General features: G+C 73.8%; 15 protein-coding genes. 5 read left to right on the top strand and 10 right to left on the bottom strand.

Translation table 11 applies throughout. The features are described from left to right. Positions 1-154 precede the first annotated feature (154 nt). From WN71_RS36020 to WN71_RS35985, 9 genes are all read right to left on the bottom strand, one after another. Positions 155-1,252 carry a hypothetical protein gene (locus tag WN71_RS36020; RefSeq protein WP_046591233.1) on the bottom strand — a complete coding sequence of 366 codons (1,098 nt, stop codon included), beginning with the start codon at positions 1,250-1,252 and terminating at the stop codon, positions 155-157. A gap of 362 nt (positions 1,253-1,614) precedes the next feature. After that, positions 1,615-3,435 (bottom strand): DUF3492 domain-containing protein, encoded by a 1,821-nt coding sequence (locus WN71_RS36015; protein WP_046591216.1) that lies wholly within the window; start codon positions 3,433-3,435, stop codon positions 1,615-1,617. A gap of 214 nt (positions 3,436-3,649) precedes the next feature. Next, positions 3,650-5,242 (bottom strand): dipeptide ABC transporter ATP-binding protein, encoded by a 1,593-nt coding sequence (locus WN71_RS36010; RefSeq protein WP_046591217.1) that lies wholly within the window; start codon positions 5,240-5,242, stop codon positions 3,650-3,652. Beyond that, a complete protein-coding gene (locus WN71_RS36005; protein ID WP_046591218.1) occupies positions 5,239-6,237 on the bottom strand; it encodes an ABC transporter permease in 999 nt (332 codons plus the stop codon). Before WN71_RS36005 ends, WN71_RS36010 begins: the two co-directional genes overlap by 4 nt. Further along, the gene (locus WN71_RS36000; RefSeq protein WP_079178384.1) at positions 6,234-7,379 is read right to left on the bottom strand and encodes an ABC transporter permease; all 1,146 of its coding nucleotides are present in this window, start codon (positions 7,377-7,379) and stop codon (positions 6,234-6,236) included. Before WN71_RS36000 ends, WN71_RS36005 begins: the two co-directional genes overlap by 4 nt. Positions 7,380-7,455: 76 nt before the next feature. Further along, complete coding sequence (locus tag WN71_RS35995) at positions 7,456-9,174, bottom strand: ABC transporter substrate-binding protein (protein ID WP_046591219.1); 1,719 nt, start codon at positions 9,172-9,174, stop codon at positions 7,456-7,458. 210 nt (positions 9,175-9,384) lie between these two features. Continuing rightward, positions 9,385-9,480 carry an Ms4533A family Cys-rich leader peptide gene (locus tag WN71_RS43385; RefSeq protein ID WP_338058722.1) on the bottom strand — a complete coding sequence of 32 codons (96 nt, stop codon included), beginning with the start codon at positions 9,478-9,480 and terminating at the stop codon, positions 9,385-9,387. A gap of 67 nt (positions 9,481-9,547) precedes the next feature. Continuing rightward, the gene (locus tag WN71_RS35990; RefSeq protein WP_046591220.1) at positions 9,548-11,110 is read right to left on the bottom strand and encodes a DUF3152 domain-containing protein; all 1,563 of its coding nucleotides are present in this window, start codon (positions 11,108-11,110) and stop codon (positions 9,548-9,550) included. Between the two features lie 9 nt (positions 11,111-11,119). After that, positions 11,120-12,160, bottom strand: a complete 1,041-nt coding sequence (locus WN71_RS35985) for an alpha/beta fold hydrolase (protein ID WP_046591221.1) — start codon at positions 12,158-12,160, stop codon at positions 11,120-11,122. A gap of 205 nt (positions 12,161-12,365) precedes the next feature. Here WN71_RS35985 and WN71_RS35980 point away from each other — a divergent pair, with 205 nt between their 5' ends. The 4 genes from WN71_RS35980 to WN71_RS35965 all read left to right on the top strand — a co-directional run bounded on the left by WN71_RS35980 (position 12,366) and on the right by WN71_RS35965 (position 14,443). Next, the gene (locus tag WN71_RS35980) at positions 12,366-12,581 is read left to right on the top strand and encodes a hypothetical protein (RefSeq protein WP_046591222.1); all 216 of its coding nucleotides are present in this window, start codon (positions 12,366-12,368) and stop codon (positions 12,579-12,581) included. 268 nt (positions 12,582-12,849) lie between these two features. Next, a complete protein-coding gene (locus tag WN71_RS35975) occupies positions 12,850-13,491 on the top strand; it encodes a TetR/AcrR family transcriptional regulator (RefSeq protein ID WP_046591223.1) in 642 nt (213 codons plus the stop codon). A 234-nt stretch (positions 13,492-13,725) separates the two neighbouring features. Further along, positions 13,726-13,953 (top strand): DUF3107 domain-containing protein, encoded by a 228-nt coding sequence (locus WN71_RS35970; protein WP_046591224.1) that lies wholly within the window; start codon positions 13,726-13,728, stop codon positions 13,951-13,953. A 220-nt stretch (positions 13,954-14,173) separates the two neighbouring features. Next, on the top strand, positions 14,174-14,443 hold the full coding sequence (locus WN71_RS35965) for a hypothetical protein (protein ID WP_046591225.1): 270 nt from the start codon (positions 14,174-14,176) through the stop codon (positions 14,441-14,443). A gap of 195 nt (positions 14,444-14,638) precedes the next feature. Here WN71_RS35965 and WN71_RS35960 read toward each other — a convergent pair whose 3' ends face one another. Continuing rightward, a complete protein-coding gene (locus tag WN71_RS35960; RefSeq protein ID WP_206300234.1) occupies positions 14,639-15,388 on the bottom strand; it encodes a ferritin-like fold-containing protein in 750 nt (249 codons plus the stop codon). A gap of 513 nt (positions 15,389-15,901) precedes the next feature. On the opposite strand from WN71_RS35960, the gene WN71_RS35955 reads away from it, so the two are divergent. Beyond that, the gene (locus WN71_RS35955; protein ID WP_046591227.1) at positions 15,902-18,310 is read left to right on the top strand and encodes a DEAD/DEAH box helicase; all 2,409 of its coding nucleotides are present in this window, start codon (positions 15,902-15,904) and stop codon (positions 18,308-18,310) included. The last annotated feature ends 170 nt before the right edge of the window (positions 18,311-18,480 follow it).

The raw sequence follows: 18,480 nt of genomic DNA, 5'->3' as shown, positions 1-18,480 counted from the left end.
GGCTCCCGGGGTGTGCGCTCCGGCGGTTCCGGATGCTCCGGAGAGTCCGGATCGGGAGGTGGTCATGGTGATGTGCTCCTTCGGAAGAACGGTTTCTCGGGACCGGTGCGACGGCCTGTCACGGCCGCGCGGGGCCGTGGGCCGGCCGGTGGGGTCACGGCGATTTCACGGGGCGGGCGTGCGCCGACGCGGTGGCCAGCGCGCGGGTCGCGTGGATCAGCAGGGAGAGCGCCGCCGCCCCGCAGGCCAGCACCGGGACGATCCCCGGACCACCGCTGTCCACGAGTGACTCGACGGGCGTGGCGAGGAAGGCGCAGCCGGGCAGCCTGCCGCTGAGGGGCAGGGCGAGCGCGGCGGCCTCCGCGAGGACCGCGGCGCCGAGGGCGGCCCCCGCGGCACGGGCGCGGCCGTGGACGACGAGCAGGCGGGCCGGCAGCAGGAGGGCGCCGAGGGCGAGGGTCTGGGCGTAGGGGGCGGGTTCGCCGAGCACGGCGGCGCACCCCGCGAGCAGGGCCGCCAGCGCGCTCAGGAACAGCGCGAACGTGCCGAGCAGCAGCGGCCGTACGCCCGCCGTGAACTCCGCGAGGCCCCGGCTTGCCTCGAGTCTGCGGGCGGCGCGGCCGGTGAAGAGGTGGGCGCACCAGGTCGCCGGGGCGAGGGCCAGGGTCAGGGCGAGGACGGGGGCCGTGGCCAGGGACCAGACGCCCTGCACGGCACCGGCGTCCGGTGTGCCGGGGCTGTGCCGCAGTACGGCGGCGAGCAGGGCGTCGCCGAGCAGGGCGTAGCCGAGGAGCCAGTACGTCCAGACGGGGGTGGCGAGGCGCGAGGGGTGGGCGGCGGCGCCGGGCGGTGTGCCCAGGGGGCCGCTGCCCAGGGCCGCGTGGGCGGCGGCGGTCACGGCGAGGGCGCCGGCGAGGGCCGCCGCCAGATGGGGCTGGCCGTGGGTGAGGCGCACGGCGCCGACGGTCGCCGCGCAGAGCAGGCCCGGCAGCAGGGTGAGCAGGACCCGTGCGACGTGGGCGCGGAGGGCCGGGGGCGGGGAGTCCGCGGGGTTTCCGGCGGGGCGCAGGGGCGGTTCGGTGTCGCGGGGGACGCGGGCGTAGATCTCCTCGGCGAGGGAGAAGACGTCGCGGTGGCGGAAGCGGGCGGCGGTGCGGTCGGTGAGGCCGTGGGCCTCCAGCCCGGCCGCGATCTCCAGCGGGTCCACGGCGCGCTCGCACAGGTCCCGGTGCCGGTGCATCAGCGTCTTCACGGGGTCGGCGGCGCCTCGGCGCCGGTGCGCTGCGGGCCCCTCGCCGGGGACGGCCGGGCTCGCGACGCCGACGCGAGAGTCGACCCGAGTGCCGGTCCGCGTACCGGTCAGAGTGCCGGTCCGAGTGCCGGTGCGAGAACCGTGACCGGCGGCCGTGAGGCGGTCGGCGCCCGCGGTCACGGGGGTACCGGCGACCGTGGAGGTACCGACAGCCGCGGGGGTCCCGGCCGTGGGGGTCCCCGCCGTGGGGGTCCCGGCCGGGGTGGGACGGCCCGGGGGCGGGGCCGTGGGAGCGCCCCGGTGCCGTAAGCCGTCGCGGCCCGCGCCGGAGGCGTCGGGGCGGTCGAGGTCGCCGAGGTCGGTCATCGTGTCGCCTCCGTCGTGGCGAGGGAGGTGGTCTGCGCCCAGGACGGGGTCACCGCTCCCCCGCGCGGGCCGCCGCGGGCCACGACACGGCCGGCGGGTCCGGCCCAGTGGCCGGGGACATGGCCCTCGGCGGGCGCGGCGAACGGCAGCGGCGCACCGGTGCGGCCGAGTACCACCCGGCGCACCGGGCTGTGCGCGACGATCTCCAGGTAAATGCCGTGAAATGCCGTGATGTTCTGCTCGACGGTGAACAGTTCGAGCGCGCGGGCCCGCGCGGCGGCGCCCAGGCGCGCACGGCGCTCGGGGTCGCGCAGCAGCGCCACGCACGCCTCCGCGAGCGCCCGCGGGTTGCGCGGCGGTACGACCAGACCGGTGCCGCCGATCGCCTCGACCACGGCGCCGACGTCGGTGGACACCGTCGCGCGGCCGCAGAGCATCGCCTCGATCAGCCCGAGCGGGAAGCCCTCGACGACGCTCGACAGGACGGTCACCGCGCCCGCGGCGTACGCCTCCGCGACGGTCGGCAGGTCGGGGCCGCCGACCTCCTCGAAGGAGACGGGGTTGTCGCCGACGCAGTGCGCGCCGTCCGCCTCGTCGGGGAAGAGCTGGGCGGCGAGGGCCCGGCAGTGTCCGAGGTACGCCTCCCCCTCGGGGCCGGCCGGCGCGCCGACGATGCGCAGCCGCGCCTTGGGCTCCTCCTTGCGGACCTCGGCGAAGGCGTGCAGCAGCGAGACGAGGTCCTTGGTGGGCTCCACCCGGCCGACCCAGACGAGCGTGGCCGGGTCGCCGCCGTCCGCGCGGTCGCCGACCTCGGCGAAGCGGGAGGCGTCCAGGCCCGGGTGGACCGTGCGCAGCCTGGCGCGGTCCGCGCCGCCGCGCTCCTGCCAGCCGCGGGCGTGCGCGTTGGCGTGGGTGACGAGGGCGGCGCGCCGGTAGAGCTCGGCGGCGAGCCTGCCCTGGAAGGCGGCGAGCAGGGCGCGGACGGCGGGGGCGGCCCCGGCGTGCGCGAGATGGTGGGTGCGCAGGTGGACGCCGTACTCGGTGATCAGGAGCGGGATGCCGAGGAACCGTTCGGCGAGGAGTCCGGGCAGGGCGGCGGTGCCGCCGGAGGTCGCGTGGCACAGGTCGACCGCACCGAGGCCGTCGTCCTCGTGCCAGTCGAGGGACAGGGGGCGCAGGGCGCGCTCGATGTGCGTGGCGACGGCGAGCAGCTCCGGCACGTGCGCCGTGCGCGCCTCGCGCAGCGCACTGGGCGCGCGACAGGCGCGCTCCAGCGCACGGACGGCGCTGTCGGAGCGGAGTGCGCCGCTCAGTCCGCCCTCGTCCCGGGCGAGTTCGGCGAGCCCGTACAGCGCGTTGGCGAAACGGTCCGCCTCGTGGCTCGTGCTGCCGCCCCGGCCGTGTTCCCCCACGCGCTCCTGCCGACCGCCCGCACGACCCGCCCCGACGTGCCTACCGTCCAACGCGACGCCCGCGCGACCCGCCCCGGCGCCCACACCGTCCGGCCCCGCGTCCGCGCGCTCCGGTGCCGCGCACAACACCGCCGCCAGCTCCGCGTAGTGCTCGGCGAAGCGCCGGCGCGCGCGGCGCCCGTACGCGCGCGACGCGTGCCCCGGGCCCCAGAGCGGCGCCGTACGCACCCGGTTGACCTGGCGCGGCAGCGGGACCCAGCCCTCGTCCTCCTGGCGCTCGCTGCGGCTCAGCGCGTACACGTGGAACTCGTGCTGCCCGAGCCCGCGCACGAGCCGGTCGCACCAGAGCCTGGTGTCACCGCTCACGTACGGATAGCCACCCTCCGTAAGCAGTCCGATGCGCACGAGCGCACCCCCGATCTCCCGTCCGGGGAGCCGCCGTTGACCCGACGACTCACAGCGGGACGAACGTATGCGGACTGGAGGGTGGCGCGACGGACGGTTGTCCGTCGCACCACCAGAAGGGGTGAACGGTCGTAACTTTCCGGTGCGGGTGACGTTTCGTCGCGCTAGCGGTTCATCCGGTCGCGCAACGTGACATCACCCGGGTGGGACGGCGTCACGCCGCCAGTTCCCGGCGGGCCGTCCGGCGCCGGGCTGCGGCCTGCGGATCGAGGGCGGGCACCGCGGCCAACAGCTGCTCGGTGTACGGGTCCTTCGGGGACTCGTACACCTCGTCGGCCGGACCCTCCTCGACGATCCGGCCGCGGCGCATCACCGCGACCCGGTCCGAGACCTGGCGCACCACGGCGAGGTCGTGCGCCACGAAGACGAGCGCGAGCCCGAGTTCGCGCTGGAGCTCGCCGAGCAGGGCGACGACCTGGGCCTGGGTGGTGACGTCCAGCGCGGAGACCGGCTCGTCGCACACGATGACGCGCGGGTCCGCCGCGAGCGCCCGCGCGATGCCCACGCGCTGGCGCTGTCCGCCGCTGAACTCGTGCGGATAGCGGTCGTAGTGCGCCCCTTCGAGCCCCACGCGCTCCAGGAGTTCGCGTACGCGCCCCCGGATGCGCGCCTCGTCGCGCTCCCCGCGCGCGCGGAGCGGGTCGGCGATCGACTCGCCCACGCTGCGGCGGGGGTTGAGGGAGGAGACGGGGTCCTGGAAGACCATCTGCACGGCCGGGTTCACGCCGGTGTGCGGGCGGCCGTCGTGGCGGACCGCGCCCTGCGTCGGCGCGAGCAGGCCGACGAGCATCCGGCCCAGGGTGGTCTTGCCGCTGCCGCTCTCCCCCACGATGCCGAGGGTCTCGCCACGCCGGACGGTCAGGGAGACGTCGTCCACGGCGGCGAACCTGCGCTTGCCGCGCCCGAACTCGCGGCGCAGGCCGGTCGCCTCCAGGACGATCTCGTCGCCGGCCTGTCCGGGGACGGCGCGCGGGGCGTCCACGCGCGGTACGGCGCCGAGCAGTTCACGGGTGTACGCCGCCCGCGGCGCCCCGAGGACCGTGCCGACCGGGCCGTGCTCGACGGCGCGGCCGTGCCGCATGACCAGTACCTCGTCGACGCTCTCGGCGGCGACTCCCACGTCGTGGGTGACGAGCAGCAGCCCCATGCCGGTCTCCTCGCGCAGCGTGTGCAGCAGGTCGAGGATCTGGGCCTGGACGGTGACGTCCAGCGCGGTGGTGGGCTCGTCGGCGATCAGCAGCTGGGGCTCGCAGGCCAGCGCCATCGCGATGAGCGCGCGCTGGCGCATGCCGCCGCTGAACTCGTGCGGGCGGGAGCGGGCGCGGCGGCGGGCGTCGGGGATGCCGACCCGGTCCAGCACCTCGACCGCCCGCGCGCGGGCGGCACGGCGCGACACGCGGTGGTGCACGCGGTGGACCTCGGCGATCTGGTCGCCGATGGCGTAGTACGGGTCGAGGGCGGACAGCGGGTCCTGGAAGACCATGGCCGCCGTGCCGCCGCGCAGCCGCCGCAGTTCCTCGTCGGTGGCCCGCTCCACGTCGGTGCCGGCCACCAGGACCGAGCCGCCGACCCGTGCCCCGGTGCCCCGGTGCAGGCCCAGCAGGGCGGAGGCGACGGTGGACTTGCCGGAGCCGGACTCGCCGACCAGGGCGAGGGCGCCGCCCCGCTCCAGCCGGAACGACAGCCCGTCGACGGCCTTCAGCGACCCGAACCCGACCGTGAGGCCGGTGACTTCCACGAGGCTCATACGAGTACCACCCGTCGGTCGGCCACCGCGTACAGCACGTCCGCGACGGCGTTGGCGATGACCACGCAGAATCCGATGACGAGGACCATGCCGACGACCACCGGCAGGTCGACCACGCTCACCGCGTGGACGAGTTCCTGGCCGATGCCGGGGAGCCCGAAGAGGGTCTCGGTCAGCACGGCGCCGCCGACGGCGGAGCCGACGTCGTTGGCGTTGAGGGCGATGACGGGCGCGAGGGCGCCGCGCAGGGCGTGCCTGCCGACGATCGAGCGCTCGCCGACGCCGTAGGCGCGGAAGGTGCGGATGTGGTCCTCGGCCAGCGTCTCCAGCATCGAGGCGCGGGTCAGCCGGGTGAACACGGCGGCCTCGACGAGCGCCAGCGACAGCCAGGGCAGCAGCAGGTTCCACGCCCACTGCTCGGGGTCGTCGGTGAGGGCGACGTACTGCGGGAACGGCAGCAGTTGCAGCTGGCCGCAGACGACGATCATCAGGACGAGTCCGATGACGAAGACCGGGGTGGACAGGCCGGCGAGGGTGACCGCGGTCAACGCGCGCTCGGTGGGGCGGCCGCGCCGCCAGGCCGAGAGCACACCGGTGCCGACGCCGAGGACCAGCCAGATCACCATCGCGCCTGCCACCAGCGAGAGGCTGACCGGGAGTTTGGTGAGGATGATCTGGGTGACCTGCTGGCCGGTCTGGTACGACAGCCCGAGGCAGGGGGCGGAGCAGTGCGCCACCGAGGTGCCGGTGGAGTAGTCCTGGCCGACGACGATGCCTTCGAGGAAGTGCCAGTACCGGGACCACAGGGGGTCGTCGAGCCGCAGCTGCTGCGCGACCTGGTGGACCTGGGCGGGCGAGCAGCGCGGGCCGCAGGTGATCTGGGCGACGTTGCCGGGGGTGGCGTAGAAGACGACGTAGATGATCACCGAGATGGCGAACAGGGTGACGACGGCGCCGACGAGACGGCGCAGCGCGAAGCTGCCGAAGCCGGTCATGCCGGGCCCTCCTTCCCGGCGGTGGAACCGCCTGCGGCGGGCGTGGATCCGGTCGGGACGGACGGGGCGGGGACGGTGGGGGCGGTGGGAGCGGTGGGAGCGGTGGAGCCGCTCGCGCCGCTCGGCGTGGAACCGCCCTGCGCGTCGGCCGCCTTGGTCTCGTTCCTGCGGCCCGTGCCGACGCGCAGGCGGGAGGCGCTGCGCGGGTCCAGGGCGGTGCGCACGCCGTCGCCGAGGACGGTGAGCGCGACGAGGGTGACGAAGAGGGCGCCCGCGGGGAGCAGCAGGTACTGCGGGGCGGCCTGGTACCAGACGTTCGCGGAGGTGAGCATCTGGCCCCAGGACGGGGTCGGGGGCTTCACGCCGACGCCGAGGAAGGACAGGGCCGCCTCGACGGTGATGTTCGCCGGGACGAGCAGCGCCGCGTAGGTGATGACGGGCGCGGCGATGCCGGGCAGCAGCTCGCGGCGGGCGATCTGCCAGGTGTTCCAGCCGCTGAGCCGGGCTGCGGAGACGTGGTCGAGCTCCTTGAGGGTGAGCGTCTGGGCGCGCACGATCTTCGCGATGGAGCCCCAGGCGATCAGCCCGATGACCAGGGCGACCAGCACCGGACGGGGGAAGCCGTTCGGCACGATCGCGAGCAGGGCGAGCGCCATGATCATCAGCGGCATCGCGACGATGATGTCGCTGAGCCGGCTGAGGATCTGGTCGACCCAGCGGTTGCCGAGCGCGGACGCGACGCCGACGAGCACGCCCAGGGCGACCTGGACGAGGGTCGCCGCGAGGGCGACGCCGAGGGAGACGCGGGCGCCGTAGACGAGCCGCGCGAACAGGTCGCGGCCGGTCTGCGGTTCGACGCCGAGCCAGTGGGCGCCGCTGACGCCGCCGAACGGGCCGATGGGCACGCCGCCGCGCGCGGAGTCGACGAGCGAGGGGTGGTAGGTGGTGGGGTCCTGGCCCTCGATGGCGGTGAGCAGCGGCGCGGCGAGCGCGACCAGGACGAGCAGGGCGACGACGGCCGCCGCGACGAGGGCGGCGCGCTGCGTGCGCAGCCGCCGCCAGAACAGACGGGCCCCCGAGACCGCCGGGACGGAGGGGTCCGTCCCGGCGGCCGTGGCGGCCGACAAGGCTGCTTCACTCATGACAGATTGACCATGTTGACCGCGTTGACCGTATTGAAAGAATTGATCCGATTGATCGGATTGATGACCGTGTCCACTACTTGACCGCGACCTGGGAGATGTCGAGGACACCGGTCCAGTCGCTGATCACGACGTTCTTGATGTCCTTGCCGTACAGGCGCTTGTAGACGGGGTGGAACAGCGGGACGGTCAGGGCCTCGCCGGCGATCTTCTTGTCCAGTGCACCCCAGCGCTGGGCGGCCGCGTCAAGGTCGGTCAACTTGTTGATCGCGTCAATCTCGTCATTGACCGACTTGTCGTTCAGCTGGCCGCTGTTGAAGTTCGCGCCGTCCTTGACGATCTGACGGCCGTCGAAGATCGGGGCCAGGAAGGGACCGCCGGAGGGCCAGTCGGCACCCCAGTGGGCGAGGAAGAAGCCCGGCTCGGTCTTCACGTTCTGGACGGTGTCGGAGTAGTCGTTGGACTCCAGGCCCTGGAGCTTGACCGTGATGCCGGCCTTCTTCAGGGCGTCCTGCACGGCGGTGGCGATCTCCGGGCTGGTCTCGAAGTCCTTGCTGTTGGAGTGGGTCAGGGTGATGGTCAGCCCGTTCGGGTACCCGGCCTCCTTCAGCAGCTCCTTGGCCTTCGCCGCGTTGCCGGTGGCGCCGGCGGGGAAGAGGTCGTAGGCGTTGTAGCCGAAGGACTTCTGGTTCGGCAGGAAGGTCGTGGCGGACTCGGCGAGCGAGGAGCCGCCGGCCGCGTTGATCACCGACGAGCGGTCGATGGCGTAGGAGATCGCCTCGCGCACCTTGGGGTTGTCGAACGGCTTCACCTTCGGGTTGAAGGCGAGGTAGTTCGTGTAGCCGAAGTGGCCGGTGCCGACGCGGGAGGCGAGCTCCTTGTCTCCGGTCACCTTGGCGAGCTCGGCCGGGCCGAGGTTGGTGTCCGTGGTGACGGCGGCGGCGTCCGTGCCCTGGGAGGCGGACAGCCGCTGGTTGATCACCGAGGAGTCGAGGCCGGAGCGGACGTCTATCTTGTCCGGGTACGCCTTGCGCTCGGAGTCGACCGCGGAGGACCAGTACGTGTTGCGCGTGAGGACGAGGTGCTCGCCGTCGTTGTCGTTCTCGACGACCTTGTACGGGCCGGACGAGACCGGGTGCTCCTCGTACTTGGTGCCGGTGTCCTTGCTCTTCGGGACCGGCGTGGTCTGCGTCTGCGTCGCGAGGTAGGGGAACTCGCCCTCGGGCTTGTTGAGGTGGAAGACGATGGTGCGGCTGTCCGGCGTCTCGATGGACGCGAGGCCCTTCGGGTCCTTGTACGGGCCCTGGTAGTCGGCCGCGCCGACCAGCCAGTCCCTCAGGTAGGGGGCGCCGCCGGAGAGTTCGGGCGCGAAGGAACGCTCGATGCCGTACTTGATGTCGGCCGAGGTGATCGCCGTGCCGTCCTCGTACTTCAGGCCCTTCTTCAGGGTGTACGTCCACACGGTGGCGTCCTTGTTGGGGCGCCCGGTGTCGGTGGCGAGGTCGGGGACGACCTTGGCGCCGGCCGCACCGTTCTCGCGGTTGCGGGTGGTGAGCGTACGGAAGACGAGCGAGGGGACGTTGCCGCCGCCGGAGGTGTAGAGCCGGGCGGGGTCGAAGTCCGCCTGCGGGTTGGCGTTCAGGACGGTCAGCGTGCCGCCCTTGTGGGGCGTGGCGTCGGCACCGGAGCCGGCCGCACCGCTGTCCTTCGGACCGCAGGCGGTGGCGCTCGCTGCCACGGCCACGGCGAGCGACACGGTGACCACGCGGGCACGGGTGACGGACGGTTGACGCATCGGAATGACGACCTCTCGGGGTTGACTCGCGCGTCCCGGCCGGACGAACGCATCCCGAGAGATCGTTCGTCTCGGATCACGAGACGGTAGGACGAGGAGTGAGACGAATCAGTGCAGACGTCTGCCCCGGCGTCGGTCGTCGGAAAAGCCGTGACCCAAGTCACGGCGGAAAGGGGGGAATCGCGACGCGAGCGCCTCGGGGGCGAGCGTTCAGCGACAGTGGATGTCGGCCACGCAGAGCGCGGTCACGCCGATGAGCGCCAGCTCGATGGCGGCGCTGCTGTCGACGGCATGACTAGACCACATGGCCATGAATATGTATGAACTTTGGGCACATGTCAACGTGGCCTAAGTCGTTCCTGAGTTGCTGCTGTCAACTCTTCGGATACGGCCAGGGGTTGGGCAAGCAGTGGATTCCGTCGTGGTCCAGGAACTTGGTTTGCTGTTGCATCACCGGAGCCAGCTCGCCGTCCTTCTCGCAGGTGACGTGCTCGTAGCCGAGCCGGTGGCCGACCTCGTGGTTGATCAGCATCTGCCGGTAGGTGTGCATGGCGTCGCCGTAGGTCGTGGACCCCTGGGCCCACCGGTAGGCGTTGATCATGACGCGCTCGGTGGCGGACGAGTTGCAGGAGACGTTGTCCTCGGTGGTGTCCAGGCCGGACTTGGCGCACCACACGGCGGTGGTGCCGGGGCTGGCCAGGGTGATCACGAAGTCGGTCTCGCCGGAGTCGACGCGCTCGAAGGTGCGCTTGCCGTCGTGGGACCAGCTGCGGTCGTCGTTGAGCGTCTTCTGCACGGCCTCGGCGAACAGCATCCCGTCGAGGCCGAGCCCGTTCTCCACGTCGACCCGGTAGGTGAACTTCTCGCCCTTGCCGGGCGCCTTGGCGTGCCCGGGGACCGTCTCGAACGTGCCGGGCCCCTTCAGCTTGGCGCTCAGCGGGTACTTCGCGGCCATCTTCTGGTCGTACGACAGCGTGCTGACCGACGGCGACGGCGAGGCCGTCACGCCGACCGTGCCGGTGGTGGCGCGGCGGGCGTCGTACTGCTGGCCGGCCGCCGCCTTCGCGGTCGTGGTCGTGTCGCGGTCCTGGACCATCTGCACGGCCACCACGATCCCCAGCACCGTGACGACGGCGGCCGCGCCGATGCCGGTGAAGGCGCGGCCCCTGCCGCCCTTGGCCGGGGCCGGCGGGCCGGTCGGGGGCTCGTCGTCCGCGCCGTCGCCGGCCGGGGACAGCGTGCCGGTGCCCGCGCCGCGGCCGCCCGGGGCGTACGGCGCCGCCCCGAACGCGGCGGTCGTCGCGGCGCCCCGGGCGCGGGGCGCGAAGACGTCGACGTCCTCGCGGCCGCCGGAGGCGTCGCGTTCGTCGAAGGCGTCCAGGTAGTCCTGGCGGGGGCCGGGCCGGCCCGCGGCGCGGGGCGGCGCGGCCGACCGTCGCGGATGCGGTATTGAGGCGTCCCCCGCGGCGGGCCGCCCGGGACCGCCCACACCCTTCAACTCGCCCCAGCCGCCACCCTGTTCGTACTGCTCGGGGTGGCCGCCGCGGGCCCCGGGACCGCCGCCGCCGGGGACGCGGGGGGTGCCGTGCGCGGGAGTGCCGTCGAAGGGCACGCGGGGCGTGCCGCGGGCGGGGGTGCCGTCGAAGGGGGGTCGGGGCGTGCCGTGCGCAGGAGTGCCGTCGTAGGACACGCGCGGCGTGCCGTGCGCGGGGGTGCCGTCGTACGGTCCCGGCGAGCCGCCCCGGGGGGCGCCGCGCGTGGCGCCCGGGGGCTGCGCGGGGCGGCCGGCGCCGGTGCCCCCGGCACCCTTGCCTCCGGCGTTCGCGCCCCCGGAATTACTGCCCCCGGCGTTCCGGCCTCCGGTGTTCCTGCCTCCGGCGCCCTTGTCCCCGGCGCCGCCCTTGCCGGCCGACCCACGGCGGCTGTGGCGTCCCACGGTCCCCCCTCAGCTCCTCGAGTCGATGGTGCCGGAGGGGCCCGCGTCGGCTTCGCCGCCGCCCCTGGTGCGGGCGCTCGGCCCGCTCCCGTTCCCGGCGTCCGTGTCCTTCAGCAGTTCGCGGAAGGCCGTGGCCACCGTGTCCGGGTACTCCATCATCGCGACATGTCCCGCGTCGGGCAGGCTGAGCAGCCGCGCGTCACGGAACGAGCGGGCCGCCCGGCGGGCCATGCGGTAGCCGACGAGCTGGTCGCGGCCGCCGTAGACGAGCAGGGTCGGTGCGAGGACCCGCTCGGCCTGACGCCACAGACCATGTTGCCCGCCCAGTGTGTACGCATTGACCAGCCCGCGCGCGGAACGCGTCATCGCGTCCCAGAAATAAGGCAGTTGGAGTCTGCGTTCGAGCTCCTCCACAGCATGGCGGAACGCCTCCGGGGTGACCCGGCCGGGGTCGCCGTAGCAGAGCGCCATCACCCCGCGGACCCGCTGCTCGGCCGTCCACTCCTTGGTGAACCGGGTGAACAGCGCGGCCACTCCGGGCACGCCCAGCAGCCCCGTCGGCACCGCCGAACGCTGCACCCGCAGCTCCGGCAGCGCGGGCGAGACCAGGCTGAGCGTGCGCACGAGGTCGGGGCGGAGCGCGGCGACCCGGGTCGATACCGCGCCGCCCAGCGAGTTGCCGAACAGGTGGACCGGGCCGCGCCCGGAGGCGTCGAGATGGCGGATGACGGCGCGCGCGTGCCCCGTGACGGAGTAGTCGCCGTCGTCCGGGGGCGGCGAGTCGCCGAAGCCCGGCAGGTCCAGCGCCTCGCTGTCGAGGGTGCCCTCCAGCTCCAGCATCAGCGCCGACCAGTTCTGCGAGGAACCGCCGAGGCCGTGGACGTAGAGCGCGGGTGGCAGTCCCTCGCGCGCGGGCGGTCGTGAACGGACCGTCAGGGTGATCCCCGGCAGCCCCACCGACCTCAGCCGTTCCCCTTCGCCGACCCGTACGGCCACCGGCTCGGGGAGCACGTTGGTGGGCGGCACGGACGGCAGCTCGGTCGAAGACATGCGGCAATGTTACGAGACGATCACGCCAGGACTCACGTGTGGGGCGTCACACGAGAGGACTCGGGGAAAGAGCGTGCGGATTCCGTGCCGTACGCGCGCACCGATGGCATAGCGTCCGGATCGGCTGTCTCCTAGGCTCGTACGCAGGGCACCCGTATGTGGCCCCCTGCATTCATCAGGGACGTTCCTAGGAAGGGAGCCCACGATGGCCATCGACCCCACCGACCCCGAGACGTTCGAGGACGACGACGCCACGGAGGTCGGTGTCGAGGCACCCGAGGGCGACGCCGCCGAGCAGCAGACGGTCCTCGCACCCGACCGCGACGACCCGATGACCGGCGCGGACCCGGACCGCGCCAACGAGGCCGACCTCGCGGAGCAGGCCCGCGTGGTCTCGCTCGACGAGGACGACTACCGCTGACGACCGCCCGGCACGCCTGCCCGCCCGACACGCCTGACACGAGGCCCCGGACGGCTTCGCGAGCCGGGCGCGCGACCCCGGGGCGGGCGCGCCGCCGAGCAACGGTGCGCGGCTCGTAGCCCGACGTGCCGCCGTTCGAAACCTTCTGTGCGGATCTGTCCGCTGTCCGGTCCGTGAAATTCTGCGCTCGCACCGCGCACACCACGGTTACCGAAAAGTACGATGGGCCGCGCGGCGCACACCGCAGTGGACGACTTTGGGAGGCGGCGTGACAGCCATCGAGCAGACAGAGGCAGCACGCCCGCGAGGTACGCGCCTGCCGCGCCGTGCCCGCCGGAACCAGCTGCTGGGCGCCGCTCAGGAAGTCTTCGTGGCGCAGGGTTACCACTCGGCGGCGATGGACGACATCGCCGAGCGGGCCGGCGTCAGCAAGCCGGTGCTCTACCAGCACTTCCCGGGCAAGCTCGACCTCTATCTCGCGCTGCTCGACCAGCACTGCGAGTCCCTGATCCAGGCCGTGCGCGGCGCGCTCGCGTCCACCACGGACAACAAGCAGCGCGTGCGGGCGACCATGGACGCCTACTTCGCGTACGTCGAGGACGACGGCGGCGCCTTCCGTCTTGTGTTCGAGTCGGACCTGACGAACGAGCCAGCGGTGCGCGAGCGCGTCGACAAGGTGACGAACGAGTGCGCCGAGGCGATCTGCGAGGTCATCGCCGAGGACACGGGCCTGTCGCGGGCCGAGTCGATGCTGCTCGCCTCCGGCCTCGGCGGACTCGCCCAGGTGGTGGCCCGCTCCTGGCTGCACAGCGACCGCAGCGTGCCGCGCGACCAGGCGGTGCAGCTGCTGGCCTCGCTGGCCTGGCGCGGCATCGCGGGCTTCCCGCTGCACGGCCTCGACCACCACTGAGCGGCGTCCGCCGCACGCCCTGCCGCGCGCGGCGGGGCGCCGTCCGCCGAGCGCCGCGCCACGCACTGCGCCGCGCACTCGCCCGCGCCGGAGCGGCGGCCCGCGGGAATGTTCCCGCGGACTGTTCGCTCGTGGCGTTCTTGCGCGGAGCGTGTACGTCCCCTCACCGGGCTAATGTGTGCTGAGTACGGCGCGGAAGGTCGCGCACTCACTGACCGTCGGAGGGACATAGCCGTGGAGGTCAAGATCGGCGTGCAGCACGCGCCCCGCGAGATCGTTCTGGAGAGCGGTCAGAGCGCGGAAGAGGTCGAGCGCGTGGTGGCCGATGCGCTCGCCGGTAAGTCGCAGCTGCTGAGCCTTACGGACGAGCACGGCCGCAAGGTCCTGGTCCCGGCCGACCGCCTGGCGTACGTCGAGCTCGGTGAGGCCGCGCCGCGCAAGGTGGGCTTCGGCGCGCTGTAGCCGTAGGCGCTGGGACGAAAAGCACCGAAAGGGGCGTGGCGGCCGGGAGGAATCCGGCTGCCGCGCCCCTTTCCGCTGCTCTCGGCGGGTCCGCCCGGCTCCGCGATCATGTCCACAGAAGGACCACAAGTCGCCCACAGGGGAGGATTGCATTCCGCAGGTCACGGGTATGACCGGCTACGACCCTGGTGCAGCGCCGGCGTGTGGGAGGGACCCCGACATGATCCTGGAAGTGCTCGGCTCCGCAGTGCTCGGCGTGGTCCTGTCCCTCGCCGCGCTGCACCGTCTGTCGCACCGCCTGCCCGCCCGGCTCCTGGTGCTCGGCACCGGTGTCGCCGGAGCCCTGTTCGGCGACTTCCTCACCCACAGCACGCTGGGCCCCGGCAACTCCCTCGTCTGCCTGCTCGGCGCGGCGGTCGTGTCCTCGGCGTCGCTGTCACTGCTGCTGCGCCCCGCGGGGCGACTCCGCCGGCGCTCAGCGCCGGCGTGACCCCTCCCACCCCAACCAGTGAACCCCCGCTGGGCAGCGCCCCCGAAGGGGCGCGGGGAACTGCGCGACAAGCCCAGACGCGCCCGCACCCGACAACGAAGGCACCGGCCCCGTCAAGGCACCGGCCCCGTCCAAGGCACCGGCACTGACAAGGCACGGGCGCCACCCGGCACCCAGCGGAACCCGGCGGAGCGCTCAGGCCGCGAGCCCCAGCGCCGCCATCCGCTTCGTGTGAGCCTCCGTGATCCGGGAGAACATCCGGCCGACCTCGGCCAGGTCGAACCCGTCGGCGACCCCGCCCACCAGCATCGTGGACAGCGCGTCCCGGTCCGCGACCACGCGCTGCGACTGCGACAGCGCCTCGCCCATCAGCCGCCGCGCCCACAGCGCGAGCCGCCCGCCCACCCGCGGCTCCGCGTCGATCGCGGCGCGCACCTTCTCGACGGCGAACCCGGCGTGCCCGGTGTCGTCGAGGACGGCGAGCACCAGCTCGCGCGTGTCGGAGTCGAGGCGCGCCGCGACCTCCCGGTAGAAGTCACTGGCGATCGAGTCGCCGACGTACGCCTTGACCAGGCCCTCCAGCCAGTCCGAGGGGGCCGTCTGGCGGTGGAAGCCGTCGAGGGCGGCGACGAACGGGTCCATCGCGAGCGTCGGCTCCTCGCCGATCTCGGTGAGCCGGTCGCGCAGCCGCTCGAAGTGGTGGAACTCCGCCGACGCCATCTTCGCCAGCTCCGCCTTGTCCGCGAGGGTCGGCGCCAGCTTGGCGTCCTCCGCGAGCCGCTCGAACGCCGCCAGCTCGCCGTACGCGAGCGCGCCGAGCAGGTCCACGACCGCGGCGTGGTACTGCGGGTCGGCGGAGGCCGTGGCCCAGTCCTGGGCGGCGACTCCGGTGGCCTCGGGCGAGGCCGTCTCGGGGGCGTTGTCAGGCTTGTCAGAGGTCGTCATGGAGCGCACAATAGCCCGCCCGCCGCGTCGGGGAAGTCCCTGGTCAATCTGTGCGCCCACGTCGGCCGGAATCCATGTGACGACCACTACGTGACCAAATCGGCCATCGCGTGTGCGCGAATCCGGGGTATGGTGGTAATGCGCCTGCTGGTACGTAGCCGTACCTCGACAGGCCGCACGCATGAGGATGCCCGGTCGGTGGCCCGATCGGCTCCGACCTGACAGCCCTTCGCGCCGTACGGCACATTCGCGTACGACACCCCGGAGGGACCCTCAGCGGCTAGAGCGCTAGAGCGACGGCAGTGGTCCCGTGCCGAACGGCTTGGCCCCCCACGGCCGGCCCGTGAGGCGGCCGATGTCCCCAGCACGGTCCGACCCGGCCCCGCGCTCGCCTCGCGCCGCGTACACAGAAGAGGCAGCACCCTGACTACGTTTCGTGATCTCGGAATCCTTCCTGAGACCGCCGAGGCCCTCGAGGCCGTCGGCATCGTCACCCCCTTCCCCATCCAGGAGATGACCCTCCCCGTCGCCCTCTCCGGCACGGACGTCATCGGCCAGGCGAAGACCGGCACCGGCAAGACGCTGGGCTTCGGCCTCCCCCTCCTGGAGCGCGTCACCGTCCCCGCCGACGTCGAGGCCGGCCGCGCCGCGCCCGAGGCGCTCACCGAGGCCCCGCAGGCGCTCGTCGTCGTCCCCACGCGCGAGCTGTGCACCCAGGTCACCAACGACCTGCTGACCGCGGGCAAGGTGCGCAACGTGCGCGTCCTCGCGATCTACGGCGGCCGCGCCTACGAGCCCCAGGTCGAGGCCCTGAAGAAGGGCGTCGACGTGATCGTCGGCACGCCCGGCCGGCTCCTCGACCTCGCGGGCCAGAAGAAGCTGAACCTCGGCCACGTCAAGTGCCTGGTCCTCGACGAGGCCGACGAGATGCTCGACCTGGGCTTCCTGCCCGACGTCGAGAAGATCATCAACATGCTCCCGGCGCGCCGCCAGACGATGCTGTTCTCGGCGACCATGCCGGGCGCGGTCATCGGCCTCGCGCGCCGCTACATGTCGCAGCCCACCCACATCCGCGCCACCGCGCCGGACGACGAGGGCGCGACCGTGGCGAACATCAAGCAGTTCGTCTACCGCGCACACTCCATGGACAAGCCGGAGATGGTCGCCCGCATCCTCCAGGCCGACGGCCGCGGACTGGCGATGATCTTCTGCCGCACCAAGCGCACGGCCGCGGACATCGCCGAGCAGCTCCAGCGGCGCGGCTTCGCCTCGGGCGCCGTCCACGGCGACCTCGGGCAGGGCGCCCGCGAGCAGGCGCTGCGCGCCTTCCGCAACGGCAAGGTGGACGTGCTCGTCTGCACCGACGTCGCCGCCCGCGGCATCGACGTCGAGGGCGTCACCCACGTCATCAACTACCAGTCCCCCGAGGACGAGAAGACGTACCTGCACCGCATCGGCCGTACGGGCCGCGCGGGCGCGAAGGGTACGGCGATCACGCTGGTCGACTGGGACGACATCCCGCGCTGGCAGCTGATCAACAAGGCGCTGGAGCTGAGCTTCGGCGACCCGCAGGAGACCTACTCCACCTCCCCGCACCTCTTCGAGGAGCTCGGCATCCCCGCCGGCACGAAGGGCGTGCTGCCGCGCTCGGAGCGTACGCGCGCCGGGCTCGCGGCGGAGGAGCTGGAGGACCTGGGCGAGACCGGGCGCAGCCCGCGCGGGCGTTCCGGCGGCCGGGGCGGTCGCGACGACGCCCGGCCCGCCGAGCGCGAGCGTGAGCGTCCGTCCCGCGAGCGCCGTCGCCGCCGCACGCGTGGCGGTACGCCTCTGGACGCCACGTCCGCCGAGCCGGCCCAGGTGACCGAGGACGCGACCGCCGCCGAGGAGACCGACGGGCGCCGCACCCCGCGCCGCCGTCGGCGCACCCGCAGCGGTGCGGCCGCCGCGCCGGTGACCGCCGCCCAGGCGACGGAGTCCGCCGCGGTCGAGGCCGTCGTCACCGAGGCCGTCGTCTCCGGGGCCGCCGAGGCCGCCGTGGACACGGTCGAGGCCGTGGAGGCGCGTCCGCGTCGCCGCCGTACCCGCAAGTCGGCGGAGACCGTGGCCACTTCGGCCGCTCCGACCGCGGTCGCGACGGCGCCCGAGGCGCCGGCCGAGACGGTCGTCGCCCCGGTCGAGACGGTCGTGGCTCCGGCCGAAACCGCCGACGAGGTCGTTACGGCGACCAAGCCGCGCCGCACCCGCAAGACCGCGGCTCCGGCCGAGGCCGCCGTGGACACGGCCGAGGGCACGGTGACCGCACCGCGCCGCCGCACCCGCAAGACCGCCGCCACGACCGAGGCCCCCGCCGAGGCCGCGGTGGACACGGCCGAGGCCGCCGAGGTCACCGTCACCAAGCCGCGCCGCACCCGCAAGACCGCGGCCGCCGCCGAAACCGCCGTGGACACCGCGGAGACCGCCGAGGCCAAGCCCCGGCGCACCCGCAAGACCGCTGCTCCGGCCGAGGCCGCCGTGGACACGGCCGAGGGCACGGTGACCGCACCGCGCCGCCGCACCCGCAAGACCGCCGCCACGACCGAGGCCCCCGCCGAGGCCGCGGTGGACACCGCGGAGACCGCCGAGGTCACCGTCACCAAGCCGCGCCGCACCCGCAAGACCGCGGCCGCCGCCGAAACCGCCGTGGACACCGCGGAGACCGCCGAGGCCAAGCCCCGGCGCACCCGCAAGACCGCTGCTCCGGCCGAGGCCGCCGTGGACACCGCCGAGGGCACGGTGACCGCACCGCGCCGCCGCACCCGCAAGACCGCCGCCACGACCGAGGCCCCCGCCGAGATCCCGGCGCAGGCCGCCGCGGAGCCGGAGGCGAAGCCGCGCCGCCGCACCCGCAAGGCCGCGGCGGCGAGCGAGACGCCGGAGGCGTGACGGCCCGCGGGCCGGATCGTCCGATCCGGCCCCGGTAGTACGACCGCTACGACGGCCCGGCCCACCCCGTGTGGGCCGGGCCGTCGGCGTTCCCCGAGCCGTACGCGGATGCCGGGCGGTCCGCCGCCGGTTCACCCCCGTTCCCCCTCCCGTCCGCACCCCCGTCCGAC

The organism is Streptomyces mangrovisoli (genome assembly GCF_000974985.2).
Classification (GTDB): domain Bacteria; phylum Actinomycetota; class Actinomycetes; order Streptomycetales; family Streptomycetaceae; genus Streptomyces; species Streptomyces mangrovisoli.
Note: the sequence above shows the minus strand (reverse complement) of the source record. Positions and strands in the feature narration are given on the sequence as shown.